Source organism: Roseobacter sp. MED193 (assembly GCF_000152965.1).
Taxonomy (GTDB): domain Bacteria; phylum Pseudomonadota; class Alphaproteobacteria; order Rhodobacterales; family Rhodobacteraceae; genus Pseudophaeobacter.
Window position 1 is genome coordinate 15123 of sequence record NZ_AANB01000012.1, and the last position, 16882, is coordinate 32004.

Consider the following 16882-nt stretch of genomic DNA (forward strand, 5'->3'; position numbering starts at 1 on the left):
TGGCATCTTTCGCTCTTACGACGGATGCCAAACGCCGCTGTGGTCGCAAAACGGCCATGCCCATCGCGGTCATTTACGCTGTTTGCTGACTGCCGATCCGTTTGATTGACGCGATCAGGCCGTCTGTGTGACGCAAGGATGCTCCTGTTGCTTCTGCCATGGCGGGCAAGGTCATCCATTCCAGCGCCAAGGCCGACCCGGAGCGTTCCTGTTCGTGGATCATCGACTGAGCCAGCAGCCCCTGTTGATGCGCGACAAAGCGCGACAATGCGACAATGGCCTCGGCCAGAACGGGGTTCTGTTTGTGCGGCATCGCCGATGATCCACCACCGCCGTCCAAAACGATCTCATCGACCCCCTGCTGGGTCATCAGGGCAATGTCCTGACCGATCTTGCCAAGGCTGCCAGATACAAGAGTGAGCCAGTGACCAAAGCCAACCAAAGACGTCCGATCTGTGTGCCACACCGGTCCAAGAGACAGTCCAAGGGCGTGGGCGACGTGTTCGGCCACCAACTCTGCATGATCGGCTGGCGTGTCACGCTTCCCGACGGCTCCACCAACCTGCACTTTCGCAAGGTCCTGTCTCAGCGCCTGTATCCGGGACTGATGGTCCACTAATGGGCGCAGCCAGGATGACACGCGCAAGCCAACCGTTGCAGGGACGGCGGCTTGCATCCTCGTTCGTGCCATGAGCGGCAGGTCGCGCGACGCATCAAGCAGGGTTTCCAACCGATCGACCAGAGTTGCCAGTCGATCTTCCAACTCGTCCAGAACATTCAGGCAAGTGAGAACCATGGCTGTGTCGATGACATCCTGGCTTGTGGCGCCCGTGTGAATTGCACTCGCGACACGCGTCTCGCGGCCCTCCCGCAAGGACGCAACCAGGCCGGGGACAGGCAGTCCATCCTTGTCGCTCGCTGCTGAGTAGTCGCGCCAAGAGGACTGGGCAATCACCTCAACCGCAGCATCTGCTTCGAAGCGGGTGATTTGCCCGGCTGCCTCCAAAGCCCGCGTCCAAGCGACCTCGAAGCGGCACATCCTGGCCAGAAATGCATCGACGCCGAATTCAGCCGCGATGGTTTGATCACGGAACAAGGTGCCGAACAGGCCGGATTGAAGAAACGGGTTCGTCATGCTGTGATTGTTACCAAAAAAGACGCCATCGCCCAGAACCTTCTCCTCGCGGGTATTGCGATGCGGACCTCAGGCACTGTTTTTTGCAGCATCGACCGCCGCTAGGGCGGTCAAGTTCAACAGTCCCCTCACAGTCACTGACTGCGATGCGATGTGAACCGGCTTGGCGGCTCCAACAAGGATCGGCCCAACAGAAACACCCTCACCCATTTCACGCAGGAGGTTGAGCGCTATATGCGCGGCATCCGCGTTGGGCATGACCAAAAGGTTTGCCGGGCCCTTAAGCGTGGAATGTGCATAGGCACGTTCGCGCTGCGCGGGGTCGAGGGCCGCGTTGACGTGCATTTCTCCATCAACCTCGAAGTCGACAGATGTCCCGCGCAAGAGATCGAGCGCCTGACGCATCTTGACGGCAGACGGGCTGGGTCGATCTCCGAAATTGGCGTGGCTGATCAGCGCCGCGCGTGGGGTGACACCCATCCTTCGGACAGCACGTGCCGAAAGGATGGCGATTTCGGCGATGTCCTCTGCCGTCGGATCGAGATTTGCATAAGCATCGGCAATGAAGATCGTACCCTTGGCCATGACTAGGGCGTTCAGCGTCGACAGCGCACGCGCGCCGTCCCTTCGGCCAATGATCTTCTCGACCATGCCGAGCTGGTGTCCGAACCGTCCGCCGGTGCCGCAGATGACCGCGTCGACCTTGTCATGCGCGAGCAGAAGGTTCGCCAGCACGGTGCGGTCGTTTCTGACCCAGCGTTCGGCTTCGACCACGTTGATCCCGTCGCGGCCAATTCGCTTGTGCAGGTCCTCTGACAGCGCACTGCGATCCATCGTGTGCGGGTCGACGATTTCAATGTCCGTCCCGTTCGCCAGGCTCAATCCAAGGTCCTTGATCTTCGCCTCGATCCGCTCGACTGATCCGATCAGTACTGGCTTGGCGATGCCCTGACGGATGGCTTGATCTGCACAATGCAGAACACGCTCTTCGACACCTTCCGCGAATGCAATCCGAACGGGATTACGCATCGCGAGGTCAAAGACCGGTTTCATCAGAAGACCGGACCGGAACACATGCCGACGCAGCTCTTCCCGGTAGGCGTCGAGATCCTCGATCGGTCTTGCGGCCACACCGCTCTTCATCGCGGCTTCGGCGACAAGCGGTGCGATCTCAATGATGAGACGCGGATCGAACGGTTTGGGAATGATGTAATCACGCCCGAATTTCAGACTGTCGATGCCGTAAGCCGCCAGGACCGTGTGTGGCGCGGCCTTCCGCGTCATTTCGGAAATGCCGATGGCACAGGCGCGCTTCATCTCTTCGTTGATTTCAGTGGCACCGCAGTCAAGCGCCCCTCGGAATATGAAGGGGAAACAGAGAACGTTGTTCACCTGGTTGGGATAGTCACTGCGGCCTGTAGCGATGATCGCGTCGTCCCGCACCTCCCGCACAAGCTCGGGGCGTAGTTCCGGTTCGGGGTTGGCCATCGCAAAAATGATGGGTTGGTCAGCCATGCTGGCAACCATCTCCTTGGTCACCGCACCAGCAACGGAGAGCCCGAGGAAGATATCGCTATCAACCATGGCCTCGGCCAGATCGCGTGCGTTGGTCTTGGCCGCATACGCCCCTTTGTATTGATCGAGATTGTCCCGTTCCGTGTGGATTGGCCCCTTGCTGTCACAAACGATGATGTTGTCCTTGGAAGCGCCAAAACTCACCAAAAGGTCAAGACAAGCCAGAGACGCCGCCCCTGCACCGTTGGCAACGATCCGGACGTCCTCGATACGCTTTTCGACAAGCCGAAGCGCGTTCAGAATGCCTGCGGCGGTGACGATGGCCGTGCCATGCTGATCGTCATGGAACACCGGGATGCCCATGCGTTGTTTCAAAGCCTTTTCGATGACAAAGCATTCGGGGGCCTTGATGTCCTCAAGGTTGATGCCGCCGAAGCTGGGCTCCAGTCGTGCGACCGCTTCGATGAACTGGGTCGGGTCGGTTTCATCGACCTCCAGGTCGACGCAGTCGAGGCCTGAGAATTTCTTGAAGAGCGCGGCCTTGCCTTCCATCACAGGCTTGGAGGCCAGAGCGCCGATGTTGCCGAGGCCCAGAACCGCCGTCCCGTTTGTGATCACCGCGACCGTGTGCGCGCGGGCGGTATACAGAGCCGCCGTCGCCGGATCGGCCGCGATCTCCTCGCAAGGGTAGGCGACGCCCGGGCTGTAGGCCAGTGCGAGATCATGCTGGGTCGTCATCGGCTTCGTGGGCAGTGTCTGCATCTTCCCCGCCGGTCCACGCGCGTGATAATCCAGAGCTTCGGTTTTTAGATCGGTGGTCATGGTATTCCCTCGTCGAGCCAAATGGTCAGGACGATCATTTGTCGTTCCTAAACTGGCTATCTCTTGATGAATGTTCTTTCGTTCAGGTCTTTGTGCCGTTCTTCAAAGCCGTCACTGCTTTTGTCAGGAAGTGGACGGCGATCCCCACAACGACACCCCAGAACGCAGCGCCGATCCCGAACAGGGACACGCCTGATGCGGTGAATATGAAGGTCAGCAAACCCGCCTGCACATCATCCGAAGCCAGCATCGCGCTCGTGAACTTCAGGATTGGCTGTAGCAGGGCCAGACCCGCCAGAAGGGCGATGAGGGCCGAAGGCAACAGGATCAGGATCTCGACGATGCTTCCGGCAAAAAGTCCGCCGAGACAGAAGAAGACGCCACACGCCACGCCCGCGACATAGCGGCGGTCGGGGTCTTCATGGCTGTCTGGCCCTGCGCAGAAGGCCGCGGTGATTGACGCCAAGGCGGTTGTGATCCCGCCCAGGAACGCGCCTGCAACAGACACGAGGCCCCCGACGATAAGGATCGGGTTGGCAGAGACTGAGAAACCGCTGGCACGCAGGATTGCCATACCGGGAAGGTACTGACCACTCAAAGTTGTGATCAGCAAAGGGAGCGCGAGGCTGAGCATGGCGCCTGTAGAGAAGGTGGCACCGGTCACCTCTGGGCTTGCAAAGGCGAGGCTCACCGTGCCTACCGAGGCGTCGTAGAAGACTGCGCTGATGAGCAGAGCCGAGGCGAGCAGGACAAGCATGGCGTAGCGGGGAAAGATGACGGCACTCATGGCGAAGACCGCAATGAGAAGCCCGATTGCTGCTGGGTCACTGGCCAAGCCACCCGCGGCTTTAAGGCCGAAGCCAAAAAGGATGCCGGCCATCATCCCATTGGTCACGGACGGTGGCAGGAATTGCACGAGCCGTTCGAACACCCCCGACACACCGATCAGCACGAGAACCGCTGCCACAGCAATGTAGGCACCAACCATCTCTGCGGGCGACAGCGACGTTCCCAGAGCAATCAACAGGACTGTGCCCGGGGCAGACCACGCCATCGCGATGGGCACGCGAAACCACAGGCTGAGACCTATGCTCGAGAGGCCCGCTGCCACTGAGATCGCAAAGACCCAGGACGAGAAGGCTTCCTTCCCGATGCCCATGGCCTCGGCAGCGCTTAGATAGATGAGAAGCGGCCCTGCATAGGACACGAGGACGGCCAGAAATCCGGCTCCGATTGCGGAACCGGAGATGTCACTCAGGCGCGGTCGCCGATATCCGATCGCATCAGACAATCGTGGCCTCGGTTGCCTTGACGATGTCTTCGCGGCTGACACCATCCGCACATTCCACGATGTGCAGACCCTTGTTGGTGACATCGAGCACACCGAGATTGGTGATGATGCGGTCGACCACACCCTTGCCGGTTAGCGGCAAGGTGCATTCCTTGAGCACCTTGCTATCACCGTGTTTGTTGGTGTGATCCATCACCACGATGACCCGGCCCACGCCGGCAACGAGGTCCATCGCGCCGCCCATGCCCTTCACGAGCTTGCCGGGGATCATCCAGTTCGCCAGATCGCCTTTCTCCGACACTTCCATCGCGCCCAGCACGGCCGCTGCGATCTTGCCACCGCGGATCATTCCGAAACTGGTGGCGCTGTCGAAATAGGACGTACGCGCAAGTTCGGTGATTGTCTGCTTGCCAGCATTGATCAGGTCTGGATCCTCTTCACCCTCGAAGGGGAACGGACCCATTCCGAGCATGCCGTTTTCCGACTGTAGCGTGATGTCCTTGTCGCCCACATAGTTGGCGACAAGCGTCGGGATGCCGATCCCGAGGTTCACATACATGCCGTCTTCGAGTTCCTGCGCGGCGCGCGCCGCCATTTGATTGCGATCCCAGGGCATTATGCGTCCTCCCGCTTGCGAACGGTGCGTTGTTCAATCCGTTTCTCATGCGCGCCCTGAATCAAGCGGTGCACATAGATACCCGGAAGATGGATGTGGTCCGGGTCGATGGACCCGCGCGGAACGATCTCCTCAACCTCGGCCACACAGAACCTGCCGCACATGGCGGCGGGCGGGTTGAAGTTGCGGGCGGTCTTGCGGAAGATCAGATTGCCCGTGTCGTCGGCCTTCCACGCCTTGACGATGGAGAGATCGGCAAAGATTCCCTCCTCAAGGATATATTCCTTCTCACCCCACACCTTCACTTCCTTGCCCTCGGCGATCTGGGTGCCAACCCCGGTCTGGGTGTAAAAGCCCGGGATCCCCGCACCGCCAGCGCGCATGCGCTCGGCAAGAGTCCCTTGCGGGTTGAACTCCAGCTCCAGTTCGCCTGCCAGGTACTGGCGCATGAACTCGGCATTCTCGCCGACATAGGACGACATCATCTTCTTGATCTGGCGGGTTGCGAGAAGCTTTCCGAGACCGAAGTCATCAACTCCGGCATTGTTCGACGCCACGGTCAGATTCTTGACGCCACTGTCGACCAGCGCGTCGATCAGCAATTCTGGAATGCCACAGAGCCCAAAGCCCCCGGCGGCAATCAACATGCCGTCATGCAAAAGGCCATCCAGCGCCTCTGCCGCCGTGCCATAGACTTTCTTCATGCTGCGTGTCCTTTCTCTGCACTCTCGGACAGGCGCAGTCCGAGAATGCGGCGCGCCTCTTGCCAGCTTGCCACCGGGCGATTGTTTCTGTTGCAAATCTCCACGGCCCGGCGCACGAGGGCGGCATTCGAAGGTGCCAGCGTATCGCGGTCGAGGCGGACATTATCCTCAAGCCCCGTTCGGGCATGACCACCCGCAGCGATGGCCCATTCGTTCAGTTTGAGCTGATTGGCTCCGATGCCGGCCGCGCACCACGGCGCGTCGTCACCAAACAGGCGGTGCACCGTGTGGATGTAATAGTCGAACACGTCGCGATCGACCGGCATCGCGTTCTTCACACCCATGACGAACTGCACGTAGGGGGTTCCGGCGAGCTGGCCCTTGTCGGCCATGTCTTTGGCCTTGAGAATATGGCTGAGGTCGAAGGCCTCGATCTCGGGCTTGACGTCGTATTTCAGCATTTCGCTGGCCAGCCAGTCGACAAGATCCGGTGGGTTCTCATAGACGCGTGTCGGGAAATTGTTCGATCCAACCGACAAGGAGGCCATGTCAGGTTTCAGCGACAACATCCCGCCACGGGTTTGACCCGCGCCCGACCGTCCACCGGTGGAAAACTGGATGATCATGCCGGGGCAATGCTTTTCGATCCCCTCCTTCAGAGCGGCAAACTTGTCCGGGTCCGACGACGGGGTTTCATCGTCATTGCGCACATGCGCGTGAACAATGGTCGCTCCGGCCTCGAAGGCTTCTTGGGTCGATTCCACCTGTTCCGATACACTGATCGGAACAGCCGGATTGTTGGCTTTCGTGGGCAGGCTGCCCGTGATCGCCACACAGATAATGCAGGGATTGGTCATGATCGTCGTCCGTGTTGGACACTCCAGGCAGGAGTCCGGAGTGTCTGGGTCTATCAGGGCTCAGGAGTGTTCATCCACAAGGCTCGGCGCGGTGGTCGAGGCTTCGGCAGCCTGGCGCTCTTCATCCGTGAAGAACATCCAGACGACATCGGCCTTATTGTGTCTCTTGCATCCAGGGCATGGGTTGTTCGCGTTCTTGCACATGGCTCCTCCTCCCGTGCAGGGTTGATCGGTCAGGCAGCCTCCGCCGCCCGCTTCGGCATTTTTTCCAGGGCTTCGACAAAAAACGGGCGGAACCCTTCGGGATGTTCGCTCATCGGGAAATGGCCCAGTTCATCCATGACGGACAAAGTGGCACCCGGAATTGCCTTGGCCGTGCGCTCGGCGTCTTCCGGCGTACAGGTCAGGTCGTACGCGCCGACGATGATGTGTACGGGCGTCTGTGCCGTATCGATGGTCGGCAAGCGCGGGATCAGGCTGTCGTCCTTGGTGTAAAAGCTCAGATCGCCCCGGAAGACACCGGGTCCGCTCTGCATGAACATCCACAGCGTGTTCCAGCGCTCGGAAGCGGGCGCATAGGGCGAGATATTCGCGGAAACGAGTGCCGCGCCCATTTCGCCGCCGTGAGCGTCAGGGCGATGGAACCAGTCAATGTCATACCAGGCGGGCTGGAAATCCGACGCCTCGATCGCGATGAAACCACTGAATTTCTCAGGATGCAGCGCCGCGAGCTGTAGGGCGATGCGCCCACCCATCGAACAGCCCGCCAGCACGGGACGGTCCAGACCCAACCCGTCGATCACAGCCAGAATCGTCTCGATGTAGGCTTCGGTCGTCAGCAGGTATTCCTGGGTTTCGAAACCTTCGGGCGGCAGCGACTTGCCGTGCCATGGCATGTCGAACGCGATCAGACGGTTCGACGTCGTGATCTCGGCATCGTTCATCAGGTGACGCCACTGGCGGGTATCCGCGCCCGCAGTATGCAGGCAGATGACGGGACGGCCTTGTCCCGCCTCTTCGAAATAGATGCGACGGGGGGCCCCTTCGATCATGACGGTGACATAGCGGCCAGTGATGGGTTCGATGCTCATGCTGCCACCTCCTCTTTCGCGCGGGCAAGGCCCAAGACTTCCTTGAAGAAACGCAGGTTTTTCACGAGGCTCAGGATGTCGCCGTCGATCCGGCCACGGCCGATCTTCACCAGGCCAAATATGTCGTGGAAACCGGGTTCGGGACGCGCCTGCCAGAACTTGTCCAACGCTTCTGCATCTGTCCGCAACGCAAAGCGCCAAGGCGTTTTGCGGCTGGGACCTTCGACGACGGACACGATGTGACCTTTCTCGAAGGTCAGGTAGTATTCGTTCCCGTCGATCTCGATCAGAACCGTTTCGGAAAACAACCGGCCAAGGCGCTGCAAATGCGGCGTTGCCTCAAGGCGCGTTTGAATTTGCTTGAAGGTATTGATCACCTTGGTCTCCCATGCGTTCATAAGCTATCCCATAGCTGCCACGATCAGCCGCGCCGGTGCCATGCCATAGAGGGTATGGCTCAATACTCTACGTTGCTGACCGCAGGGTTTTTGTAATCGCGCAACGAGCAGCTCACTGGCGGTATCACCCGATACCGCAGCGGGCATTGGGTAAGCACGGGATTCGGTGAAGTCTGTTTTTGCGACGAGGGGCATTGACGCACCTCGCTACCGGACATTCAGACTGCCAGGAGGAGGAAATACCCATGGGCATCGTCAACCAAGACAACATCACCGACGTCGTGATCGACAGCCTCGGCAAGCATGGCGACATCACTGACCGCGAGCGTGAGATCGCAACCGGCCTGATCAAGCACATGCACGCCTTCGTGAAGGACGTGAAACTGCAGCACGACGAGTTTCTTGCCGCCTGCGATTACCTTGCCCGCGCCGGCAAGCTTTGCGACGACAACCGCCAGGAATTCATCCTTCTGGGCGATATTCTCGGCATCGAGGTTCTGGTCGACATGATGACCAACCCGGTCGAAGGTGGCGAAAGCGAGTCCACCGTGCTCGGCCCATTCTACCGTGAGAACCCGCCGGTCCTGCCCAAAGGTGCGTCGACCATCCAGAAGCACTTCGACAATGAGGAAACCGCTTATTTCGAAGGCTACATCAAGGATGAGAACGGCAACGGCATCGCAGGCGTGACGCTCGATGTCTGGGAAGATGCGCCAAACGGCATCTACGAAAACCTCGACCCGGATCAGCCAGAATACAACCTGCGGGGCCGTTTCGAGACCGACGAGAACGGCCACTACGCCTTTGTTGCAGTCCGCCCGGTCCCCTATCCGATCCCGGATGATGAAACTGCTGGCGAGCTGCTGCGCTTCATGGGTCACCACCCGAACCGCCCCGGCCACATGCACTTCATTATTTCCAAAGACGGTTACCGCCCGCTGATCAGCCAGATCTATGATGCAGACAGCGCGTGGCTGGACGAAGACAGCGTGTTCGCCGTCAAAGAAAGCCTGATCGGCAAGTTCAAGCCTGCCGACAAGGACCTGGGCACCGACCTGCATTTCGAATTCGACTTCGTGCTCAAGGAAGGCGTCTCCGAGCAGGCCGTCGCCGCCGAATAATCCCCGATGCCTCCCTGAAGACTGGCCCCCACTATGTGGGGGCCTTTTTTCGTTTCGAGGTTTGGCGTAACCTAAGATATTGGGAGGGCAGTAAAAATGAATTTCAAACAGCTGACCTATTTTATAGCGGTCGCCGAAGAACTGCATTTCGGGCGCGCCGCCGAGCGCCTCGATATGGCGCAACCGCCACTCAGCCGACAGATCAAGCAGCTCGAGGACGAACTGGAGGCAATTCTCTTCAATAGGGGGCGCAGCGCGATCACTCTGACACAGGCCGGCGAACGCCTCCTCAAGCGGGGAAAGGCAATCGTGGCGCAGTTGGAGGATACACGGCTCGAAGTGCGGCGGCTGGGCCAGGGAGCGGAAGGCCGCCTTCGGATCGGCTTCGTCGGATCGGCGACATTCGGAATTCTGCCAAACATCATCCGGTCATACCGCGCGAATTACCCGGAGATGAATCTCAGCCTTACTCCGATGAACAACGCGCAACTCTACAGGGCGCTCGTCTCTCGTGAAATAGACGTGGCTTTTGCACGCCCGACGCTCAAGGACCCCGAGTTCCTTTCAAAACATCTCGTCGAGGAAAAACTGATCCTCGCTTTGCCAGATATCGTTGACACGGGTAACCGCACGGTCGCGAAACTCGAACGCCTCATGACCCATAATCTGATCCTCTATCCAGAACGCCCCCGTCCGAGCTATGCGGATATGGTGATCAAAGCTGTTGAAGATGCGGGCTTCAAGGCACCGATGCGCCTGTGGTGCATGGATCTTCAAACCGCCTTGAGCCTCGTCGCGGTCGGAGAAGGGGTATGCATCGTTCCGGAGTCCGTCTCCAACGCGCCGCGCAAAGGTATGAAGTTCCTCAACATCGAGCCGGAGATCGCGCGCACCGAGCTATCGGTCAATTACCGTGTCGATGAACAGGGTGTACACGTGAAGAATTTCGTCAACATCGCACAGAAAGTGGCGCGAAAGAGCCCTGTGAAGAAATAGCCTCCGGTCGGACGGATCAGAAACCTGCAAATACCATCTGGCGAGGGTCAATTAGATCCGCGCCAGCCCCAAAAGCAGAAGTTGCAGGTCGTTGCATCTTTTCCAGACAGTTCCGGATCTAGCCGAGATCCCCTCCGCCAACAGGAACAGTGACGCCCGTGATGTAAGACGCATCTTCCGACGCCAGAAACAGGATTGGCCCAACCTGCTCGTCAAGCGTGCCGTAGCGCTTCATCAAAGAGGACTGGATGGTCTGGTCGACGATGGTCTGGTACCAATCCTCACGCTGTTCCTCCTCCGCATTCGGATTGCGCGGAACGACGCGCGGAGGCGCTTCGGTGCCGCCAGGCGCTGTCGCAACAACGCGGATCCCGCGTTCGGCCACTTCCCAGGCAAGACTTGCCGTGATCGCGTTGACCCCGCCCTTTGCCGCAGCATAAGGGACGCGGTTCAAACCGCGCGTGGCGATCGACGAAACGTTGACGATCACACCGCTTGCGCATGGCAACATATGCTCGATCGCGGCGCGGCAGCAGAACAGCGTTGGAAAAAGCGACCGACGTACTTCGGCTTCGATCTGTTTCGGCTCGTAGTGCTCATATGGCTTGGCCCAGATCGTGCCGCCAACGTTGTTCACCAGAATGTCGATCCGGCCCCACAGGTCCACAGCCTTTTGCATGGCTTTTTCGCACCCAGCCCATGTTTCCAGATTGACCGAGATCGCCTCGGCCGTGCCGCCCGCGTCTCGGATCGCGGTGACCACGTCCTTGCGGGCGGGCGAACGGTCTACGATCAGCACGCTGGCACCTTCACTGGCTGCGCGTTCTGCAACGCGGCGACCGATGCCTTGCGCGGCACCGGTTACGACCATGACCTTGTCTTCGAAACGACGTGTCATGCGGCTTCCTCAGCGGCCTCGGTCGGGTTGAACTTCTCATAGAAGAAGTTGGCGGGCGCTACGCCAAGTTCGTCGAAATGCGTGCGCACTGCGTCGACCATCGGAGGCGGGCCACACAGATAGACGTCACAATCGCCGTCATTCAAATCCTCGGCCGTCACGTGATCGGTGACGAAGCCCTTGCGCTCGTGGGCGTCTTCCTCGGCCGCAAGGATTGTTATCACAGTGACATTGCCGATCTTTTCAGCAAGCGCGTTGACGCGGTCAAGTTCCACAAGATCAGCGGCGCGGGTCACGGCATAGTAGAGGACAATGGGTTGGTCAGAGCCCTGCTCCGCCACCTGTTCCAACATCGACAGAAATGGCGCCAGTCCCGTTCCGCCCGCGAGCCACAGTTGTGCGCGTTCGATCGGGCGCAGGTAGAAAGCACCCATGGGGCCGGTTGCCGTCAATGCATCACCCGCTTTGACCTGCCCGCCGAGGTAGCTGCTCATCACACCACCCGGCAGGTTGCGGATCAGGAAGGTCGCTTCGTCGGCACCCGGCGCAGACGAGAAAGAGTAAGACCGATGCTTATCCGTTCCCGGAACCGTCAGGTTCACGTATTGGCCCGGCAAAAAGCCGATGGGTTTGGACAACTTCACCCGAAGGCCGAAAGAGGTCTCGGAGAGTTGGTCCACACCTTGCACTTCAGCTTCGACAGCTTCCGGCGCGGTTTTGCAGATTGCAGACGAGGCCGGGACGCGCACGACGCAATCGCTTTCAGGCGTCATCTGGCACGTGAGCGCATAGCCCTCTTCGGCTTCCTCGTCGCTCATGGATTCGTCCATGTAGAATTCCAGCTCGTACTCGCCTTTCTCGACAAAGCACTTGCAGGTACCGCAGACGCCGTCGCGGCAATCCATCGGCAGATTGATTTTCTGACGGAAGGCCGCATCGGTCACCTTCTCATCGTCATCGCACTGGATGATGCGCGTCACACCATCTTCAAAATTCAGGGCAATGTTGTAGGTCGTCATGGCGTGCTCCTCCCTTTGCCGCGCACCCCTGAACGGGTGCGCGGGGATTTGATCTGTTCCGGATTGCCGGGATCAGGTGTGATAAACGTCGATCACGTGGTGGATGTGATCGTTTTTCAGGACCACCTTCTTGTCGGTGATCAGTGGCTTGGGACCGCTGGTGTCGATCGTGTAGAACGACGTGCCCCAGTGCTGGTCGGTCTTGCCATAGCGATAGCTCAGCGTCTGCCAGTTGAAACGTAGCTTGATTTCACTGCCTTCCCGGCTCAGCACCTCGATGCCCGACAGGTAGTGGTTGGTGCGCGGCTCCGGCAGAGAGGTCGCCGACGACCGGTCTGTCTTGATCCGGAAAACACGGTCCTCAATCCCCTGCTTGTTGGGGTAATACATGAGAGACATTTCGTTCTGCGGGTCTTCCGTCAGCGTGTCGTAGTCATCCCACGCCGGCATCCAGAACGGGCAGTCCTTGTGATAGAAGGTCAGCCAGGTGTCCCATTCGCGATCGTCCAAAGCACGGGCCTCTGCGAAGAGAAAAGCCTGTATTTCGTCATAGCTCATGGCCGTGGCGGCGTCATTGCGTTCAAGTGTTGCGGTATTCATGTCGTTTCCTCTTCATTCAGCCGCGACAGCCGCGCCGGGTGCTGTTTCGCGTTCCTTGGCGATGGCTTCGCCCATGCGCTCGGACCAGTTGCTGTGCTGGATGACGAAGAGACCTTCGTCCTCGGTGCGGGCACCGGACATGACCGGGTTGATGCCCAGGGCCTTGGCGTCTTCATCCGGGCCTTCGATCCATTGGGTTGCGCCACGGGTCAGGTCATTCCACTTTGCATGGGATGCCCCGGCATAGCCGCGCTGCGTGGCCCGGAATTCCTCTGTGTCGTCAGGTGTCGCCATGCCGGAGGCATTGAAGAAATCCTCGTATTGGCGGATGCGGCGGGTGCGCGCTTCCTGGCTCTCGCCCTTGGGGGCGATGCAGTAGATGGTGACCTCGGTTTCGTTGACGCTGATCGGACGGAAGACGCGGATCTGCGAACTGAACTGGTCCATCAGGAACACATTCGGATAAAGGCAGAGGTTGCGCAGCACGCCAACCATCCAGTCAGCCTTGGTCTTGCCGAACTTCTCGGTCCATTCCTCGAGCCGCGGATAGCCGGGCCGATTGGTCGGGTCCGCCCATTCGGTCCAAAGCAGGATGTGGCCGTTCTCATAGGCGTGGAACCCGCCGCGCTGCTTGGCCCATTTCGAGGCGTCGGTCGCCTTGATGTTGTCTTCCTTGCCATCATCCGTGCGGTGCGCGGTGGTGGCAACATAGTTCCAGTGCACGGCCGAGACGTGGTAGCCGTCCGCACCGTTTTCGGCCTGCAGCTTCCAGTTGCCGTCATAGGTATACGTTGACGATCCGCGCAGCACTTCCAGACCCTCATCGGCCTGATCAACCATGATGTCGATCATCTTGCGGGCTTCGCCAAGGTACTCTTCCAGCGGCTTCACATCCGCATTCAGCGACCCGAACAGGAAACCGCGATAGCTTTCGAACCGAGCGACCTTGGTCAGGTCATGGCTGCCATCCTTGTTGAACTGCTCAGGATAGCCCGCGCCCTTCGGATCCTTGACTTTCAGGAGCTTGCCGGTGTTCGAGAAGGTCCAGCCGTGGAACGGGCAGGTGAAGGTCTTCTGGTTGCGGCGCTTGAAGCGGCAGAGCTGCGCGCCCCGGTGTGAACAGGCATTGACCAGCGCGTGCAGTTCGCCGTCCTTGTCGCGGGTGATAACGACGGGCGTGCGACCCATGGTCAGCGTGAAATAGTCGCCCGGCTCCGGGATCTGGCTCTCATGGGCCATGTACATCCAGTTGCCTTCGAAGATGTGCTTGATCTCAAGCTCGAACAGCTCTTCGTCGGTGAAGATGTCCCTACGGCAACGGAAAATGCCGTTCTCCGGGTCGTCCTGGATCGCGCCATCAAGGCGCGCCTCGAATTCATCGAGATTCGATTGAGTAAACATGTGTGGTCCTCCTCCTGGCTGCCGTGACGCCTTTGGTGCGTTGTGGCTGGGTTTGATATCGTGTCGCTCGGTTACTGTCCGGCGACGGCCTTAATGGTCCGCCCGCCGTCACGGCGGAAGAAATCGATTTTGTCGGGGTCGAGCGTTGCGCCGATACCTGTTCCTTTGGGGATATCGACGCAGAAATCGCAGTAAATAATCGGCTCAGCGAGAATATCTTCTGTCAGCAGAAGCGGGCCGAACAACTCCGTTCCCCAAGCCAGATCTTCGACCGTTGAGAACAGCTGGAGCGCTGCGGCGGTGCTCAATCCGGTTTCCAGCATCGTACCGCCGTAAAGGCCAAGACCCGCCGACTGCCCGATCGCGATAACCTCGGATGCGCGCTTGAGTCCACCGGACTGTCCAATCTTGACAGCGAAGACATCGGCGGCATGTGCCGCTGCCACTTCGAGAGCATCCTCCGGGCCATTCAGCGCCTCGTCCGCCATGACGGCGATCTCGTAGCCACTGGTGAGTTCGGCCATTGCCTTGCGATAACGCGCGGGAACGGGTTGTTCGACAAGCTCGCATCCGGCGTCCTGCAGACCCTTCAGCCCCCAGCGTGCATCCTGCAGCGACCAGGCGGTGTTGATGTCGACGCGCACGCTCGCGGCATCCCCCACGGCTTCCTTGATCCGCGCCACGTGAGCCACATCGTCACGAACCGACCGTTTACCAATCTTCAGCTTGAAGATGTTGTGGCGGCGCGTTTCGATCATCTCCTGGGCTTCGGCGATGTCTGTGTCGGAGTTGCCCGACGCCAGTGTCCACGCGACCGGTAGCTTGTCATGTACAGCACCGCCAAAAAGCTGCGACACCGGGACATTCAGGCGTTTGCCCAATCCGTCCCAAAGCGCGATTTCGACCGCCGTCTTTGCGATGCGGTTGCCCTTGACGATCTTGTCGACAAGCTGGATCGCGCCATTCACATCGTCAGCGCCGCGACCGATCAGAGCCGGAGCGATATAGGTATCAATTGCGGACTGGATGCTTTCGGGGCTTTCCGCACCATAGCTCAACCCGCCGATCGTTGTCCCTTCGCCGATACCTTCGGACCCGTCCGAAAACTTGATCTTGACCAGAACCGCGGTCTGCGTCCGCATTGTGGCCATTGAGAGTACGTGCCCTCGGATGGTCGGGATATCGAGGATCAGGGTCTCGATCTGGTCGATCTTGGTCACTGGGTTCACCACATCTGCAAAGTTTCGTTGAGATGCAGATTGCCCGCCCAAGCTGGATTCTGTCGATGATGGGTGGGGTCTTGGGTGATACCCTGGGATGACAGAACCTAAGTTCGGTCGGCAATCATCAGGCGCCGCAACGCGCGACGCCTGAAGAAATCTCGGTTTTTTCTGGGGGTGGCAACCGGCGTTAGAAATCCACCTCAATCGCAACGCCTTTTTCCACCGCGAGATCTACGACAGCCGACGCAACCGCGAGGTCCTGAAGGCCGACACCAGTTCCGTCAAAAAGCGTGATCTGATCGTCCGATATGCGGCCCGGGTTTGTCCCGTTAATCACCGCGCCGATCTGATGAATGTCACTCTGTTCGATCAACCCTTCCGCCACCGCGTGCTGGGCCTCGCCGATTGAGATCGATTGCGCCACTTCGTCGGTGAAAACCGTAGCGCGGGCCAACAGTGCGGCCTCGACCTCCTGCTTGCCTTTGGTGTCCGTGCCCATGCAGGCGACGTGCGTACCAGGGCCGACGTGTTCCGCCATCAACGACGGCGCAAAGGCGCTGGTGATCGAGATGATCACATCAGCCTCGACCATGCCGGGAAGGTCCACTGCTTCGAAAGGCAAGACAGCCTCGCGGGCCACTTTCTCGATATTGGGCAGCATCTCCGGGTGGTAATTCCAGCCTATGACCTTTTCGAACGAGCGCTGTTCGAGTGCCGCGCGCAGTTGAAAGGTCGCCTGATGGCCCGCACCAATCATTCCGATGACCGTCGCATTTTCACGGGCCAGATGCTTGATCGAGACTGAAGAGGCAGCTGCGGTCCGCAAGGCCGTAAGCAGGTTGCCGCCCACCATCGCCGAGGGCTTTCCGGTATCCGGGTCGAACAGGAACACCGTGGACTGGTGATTGATCAGACCGCGCTTTTCCAGATTGTTTGGCCAATACCCTCCAGCCTTCAGCCCGAGTGTCAGGCCAGCTTTGTCAAAACCACCCTTGAAGCCATAAAGCGCGTCTTCGTGACCGATCGCTTCGCGGACCACGGAGAAATTGTAGGCATCGCCAGAGGCCATTGCGGCAAAGACACTTTCAACGGCCTCAAAGGCGGCCGCACGTGTCATCAAATCAGCGATTTCCTGTTCAGGTATGATCAGCATTTCAATCTCCTATTTGTCTTGATCCGCCCGTACGCTGTCGCA

General features: G+C 59.3%; 18 protein-coding genes. 2 read left to right on the top strand and 16 right to left on the bottom strand.

Features of this window, described 5'->3' with window-relative positions; translation table 11 throughout:
• Window positions 1-73: 73 nt before the first annotated feature.
• The 10 genes from MED193_RS01265 to MED193_RS22815 all read right to left on the bottom strand — a co-directional run bounded on the left by MED193_RS01265 (window position 74) and on the right by MED193_RS22815 (window position 8624).
• Window positions 74-1135 (bottom strand): 3-carboxy-cis,cis-muconate cycloisomerase, encoded by a 1062-nt coding sequence (locus MED193_RS01265; RefSeq protein ID WP_009807805.1) that lies wholly within the window; start codon window positions 1133-1135, stop codon window positions 74-76.
• A gap of 69 nt (window positions 1136-1204) precedes the next feature.
• Window positions 1205-3472, bottom strand: coding sequence for an NADP-dependent malic enzyme (locus MED193_RS01270; RefSeq protein WP_009807806.1), 2268 nt, complete (start codon window positions 3470-3472; stop codon window positions 1205-1207).
• An 82-nt stretch (window positions 3473-3554) separates the two neighbouring features.
• Window positions 3555-4763 carry a benzoate/H(+) symporter BenE family transporter gene (locus tag MED193_RS01275; protein WP_009807807.1) on the bottom strand — a complete coding sequence of 403 codons (1209 nt, stop codon included), beginning with the start codon at window positions 4761-4763 and terminating at the stop codon, window positions 3555-3557.
• A complete protein-coding gene (locus MED193_RS01280) occupies window positions 4756-5379 on the bottom strand; it encodes a 3-oxoacid CoA-transferase subunit B (protein WP_009807808.1) in 624 nt (207 codons plus the stop codon). The genes MED193_RS01275 and MED193_RS01280 overlap by 8 nt, the downstream gene beginning before the upstream one ends.
• A complete protein-coding gene (locus tag MED193_RS01285) occupies window positions 5379-6083 on the bottom strand; it encodes a CoA transferase subunit A (protein ID WP_009807809.1) in 705 nt (234 codons plus the stop codon). The genes MED193_RS01280 and MED193_RS01285 overlap by 1 nt, the downstream gene beginning before the upstream one ends.
• Window positions 6080-6940, bottom strand: a complete 861-nt coding sequence (locus MED193_RS01290) for a 3-keto-5-aminohexanoate cleavage protein (protein ID WP_009807810.1) — start codon at window positions 6938-6940, stop codon at window positions 6080-6082. Before MED193_RS01290 ends, MED193_RS01285 begins: the two co-directional genes overlap by 4 nt.
• Window positions 6941-7000: 60 nt before the next feature.
• Window positions 7001-7144 (bottom strand): DUF1289 domain-containing protein, encoded by a 144-nt coding sequence (locus MED193_RS22810; protein ID WP_157041246.1) that lies wholly within the window; start codon window positions 7142-7144, stop codon window positions 7001-7003.
• A 29-nt stretch (window positions 7145-7173) separates the two neighbouring features.
• A complete protein-coding gene (locus tag MED193_RS01295; protein WP_009807812.1) occupies window positions 7174-8031 on the bottom strand; it encodes an alpha/beta fold hydrolase in 858 nt (285 codons plus the stop codon).
• Entirely contained in the window at window positions 8028-8429 is a 402-nt protein-coding gene (locus MED193_RS01300) for a hypothetical protein (RefSeq protein WP_009807813.1), read from the bottom strand. Before MED193_RS01300 ends, MED193_RS01295 begins: the two co-directional genes overlap by 4 nt.
• 3 nt (window positions 8430-8432) lie before the next feature.
• Entirely contained in the window at window positions 8433-8624 is a 192-nt protein-coding gene (locus MED193_RS22815) for a hypothetical protein (protein ID WP_157041248.1), read from the bottom strand.
• Between the two features lie 50 nt (window positions 8625-8674).
• Between MED193_RS22815 and MED193_RS01305 the strand changes: the two genes are divergently transcribed.
• Together MED193_RS01305 and MED193_RS01310 are read left to right on the top strand one after the other, a co-directional pair.
• On the top strand, window positions 8675-9550 hold the full coding sequence (locus tag MED193_RS01305; protein ID WP_009807814.1) for a dioxygenase: 876 nt from the start codon (window positions 8675-8677) through the stop codon (window positions 9548-9550).
• Between the two features lie 96 nt (window positions 9551-9646).
• Complete coding sequence (locus tag MED193_RS01310) at window positions 9647-10546, top strand: LysR family transcriptional regulator (RefSeq protein ID WP_009807815.1); 900 nt, start codon at window positions 9647-9649, stop codon at window positions 10544-10546.
• Window positions 10547-10664: 118 nt separating this feature from the next.
• On the opposite strand, the gene benD is transcribed toward MED193_RS01310, so the two are convergent.
• From benD to bhcD, 6 genes are all read right to left on the bottom strand, one after another.
• Window positions 10665-11444 (bottom strand): benzoate diol dehydrogenase BenD, encoded by a 780-nt coding sequence (gene benD / locus MED193_RS01315; protein ID WP_009807816.1) that lies wholly within the window; start codon window positions 11442-11444, stop codon window positions 10665-10667.
• A complete protein-coding gene (gene benC, locus MED193_RS01320; RefSeq protein WP_009807817.1) occupies window positions 11441-12463 on the bottom strand; it encodes a benzoate 1,2-dioxygenase electron transfer component BenC in 1023 nt (340 codons plus the stop codon). Before benC ends, benD begins: the two co-directional genes overlap by 4 nt.
• Before the next feature lie 72 nt (window positions 12464-12535).
• Complete coding sequence (gene benB, locus MED193_RS01325) at window positions 12536-13063, bottom strand: benzoate 1,2-dioxygenase small subunit (protein WP_009807818.1); 528 nt, start codon at window positions 13061-13063, stop codon at window positions 12536-12538.
• A gap of 12 nt (window positions 13064-13075) precedes the next feature.
• Window positions 13076-14464: a benzoate 1,2-dioxygenase large subunit gene (benA, locus tag MED193_RS01330; RefSeq protein WP_009807819.1), complete on the bottom strand. Its 1389-nt coding sequence runs from the start codon at window positions 14462-14464 to the stop codon at window positions 13076-13078.
• 71 nt (window positions 14465-14535) lie between these two features.
• Window positions 14536-15684 carry a muconate/chloromuconate family cycloisomerase gene (locus MED193_RS01335; RefSeq protein WP_302621663.1) on the bottom strand — a complete coding sequence of 383 codons (1149 nt, stop codon included), beginning with the start codon at window positions 15682-15684 and terminating at the stop codon, window positions 14536-14538.
• Window positions 15685-15874: 190 nt separating this feature from the next.
• Window positions 15875-16840, bottom strand: coding sequence for an iminosuccinate reductase BhcD (bhcD, locus tag MED193_RS01340; protein WP_009807821.1), 966 nt, complete (start codon window positions 16838-16840; stop codon window positions 15875-15877).
• Window positions 16841-16882 lie beyond the last annotated feature (42 nt).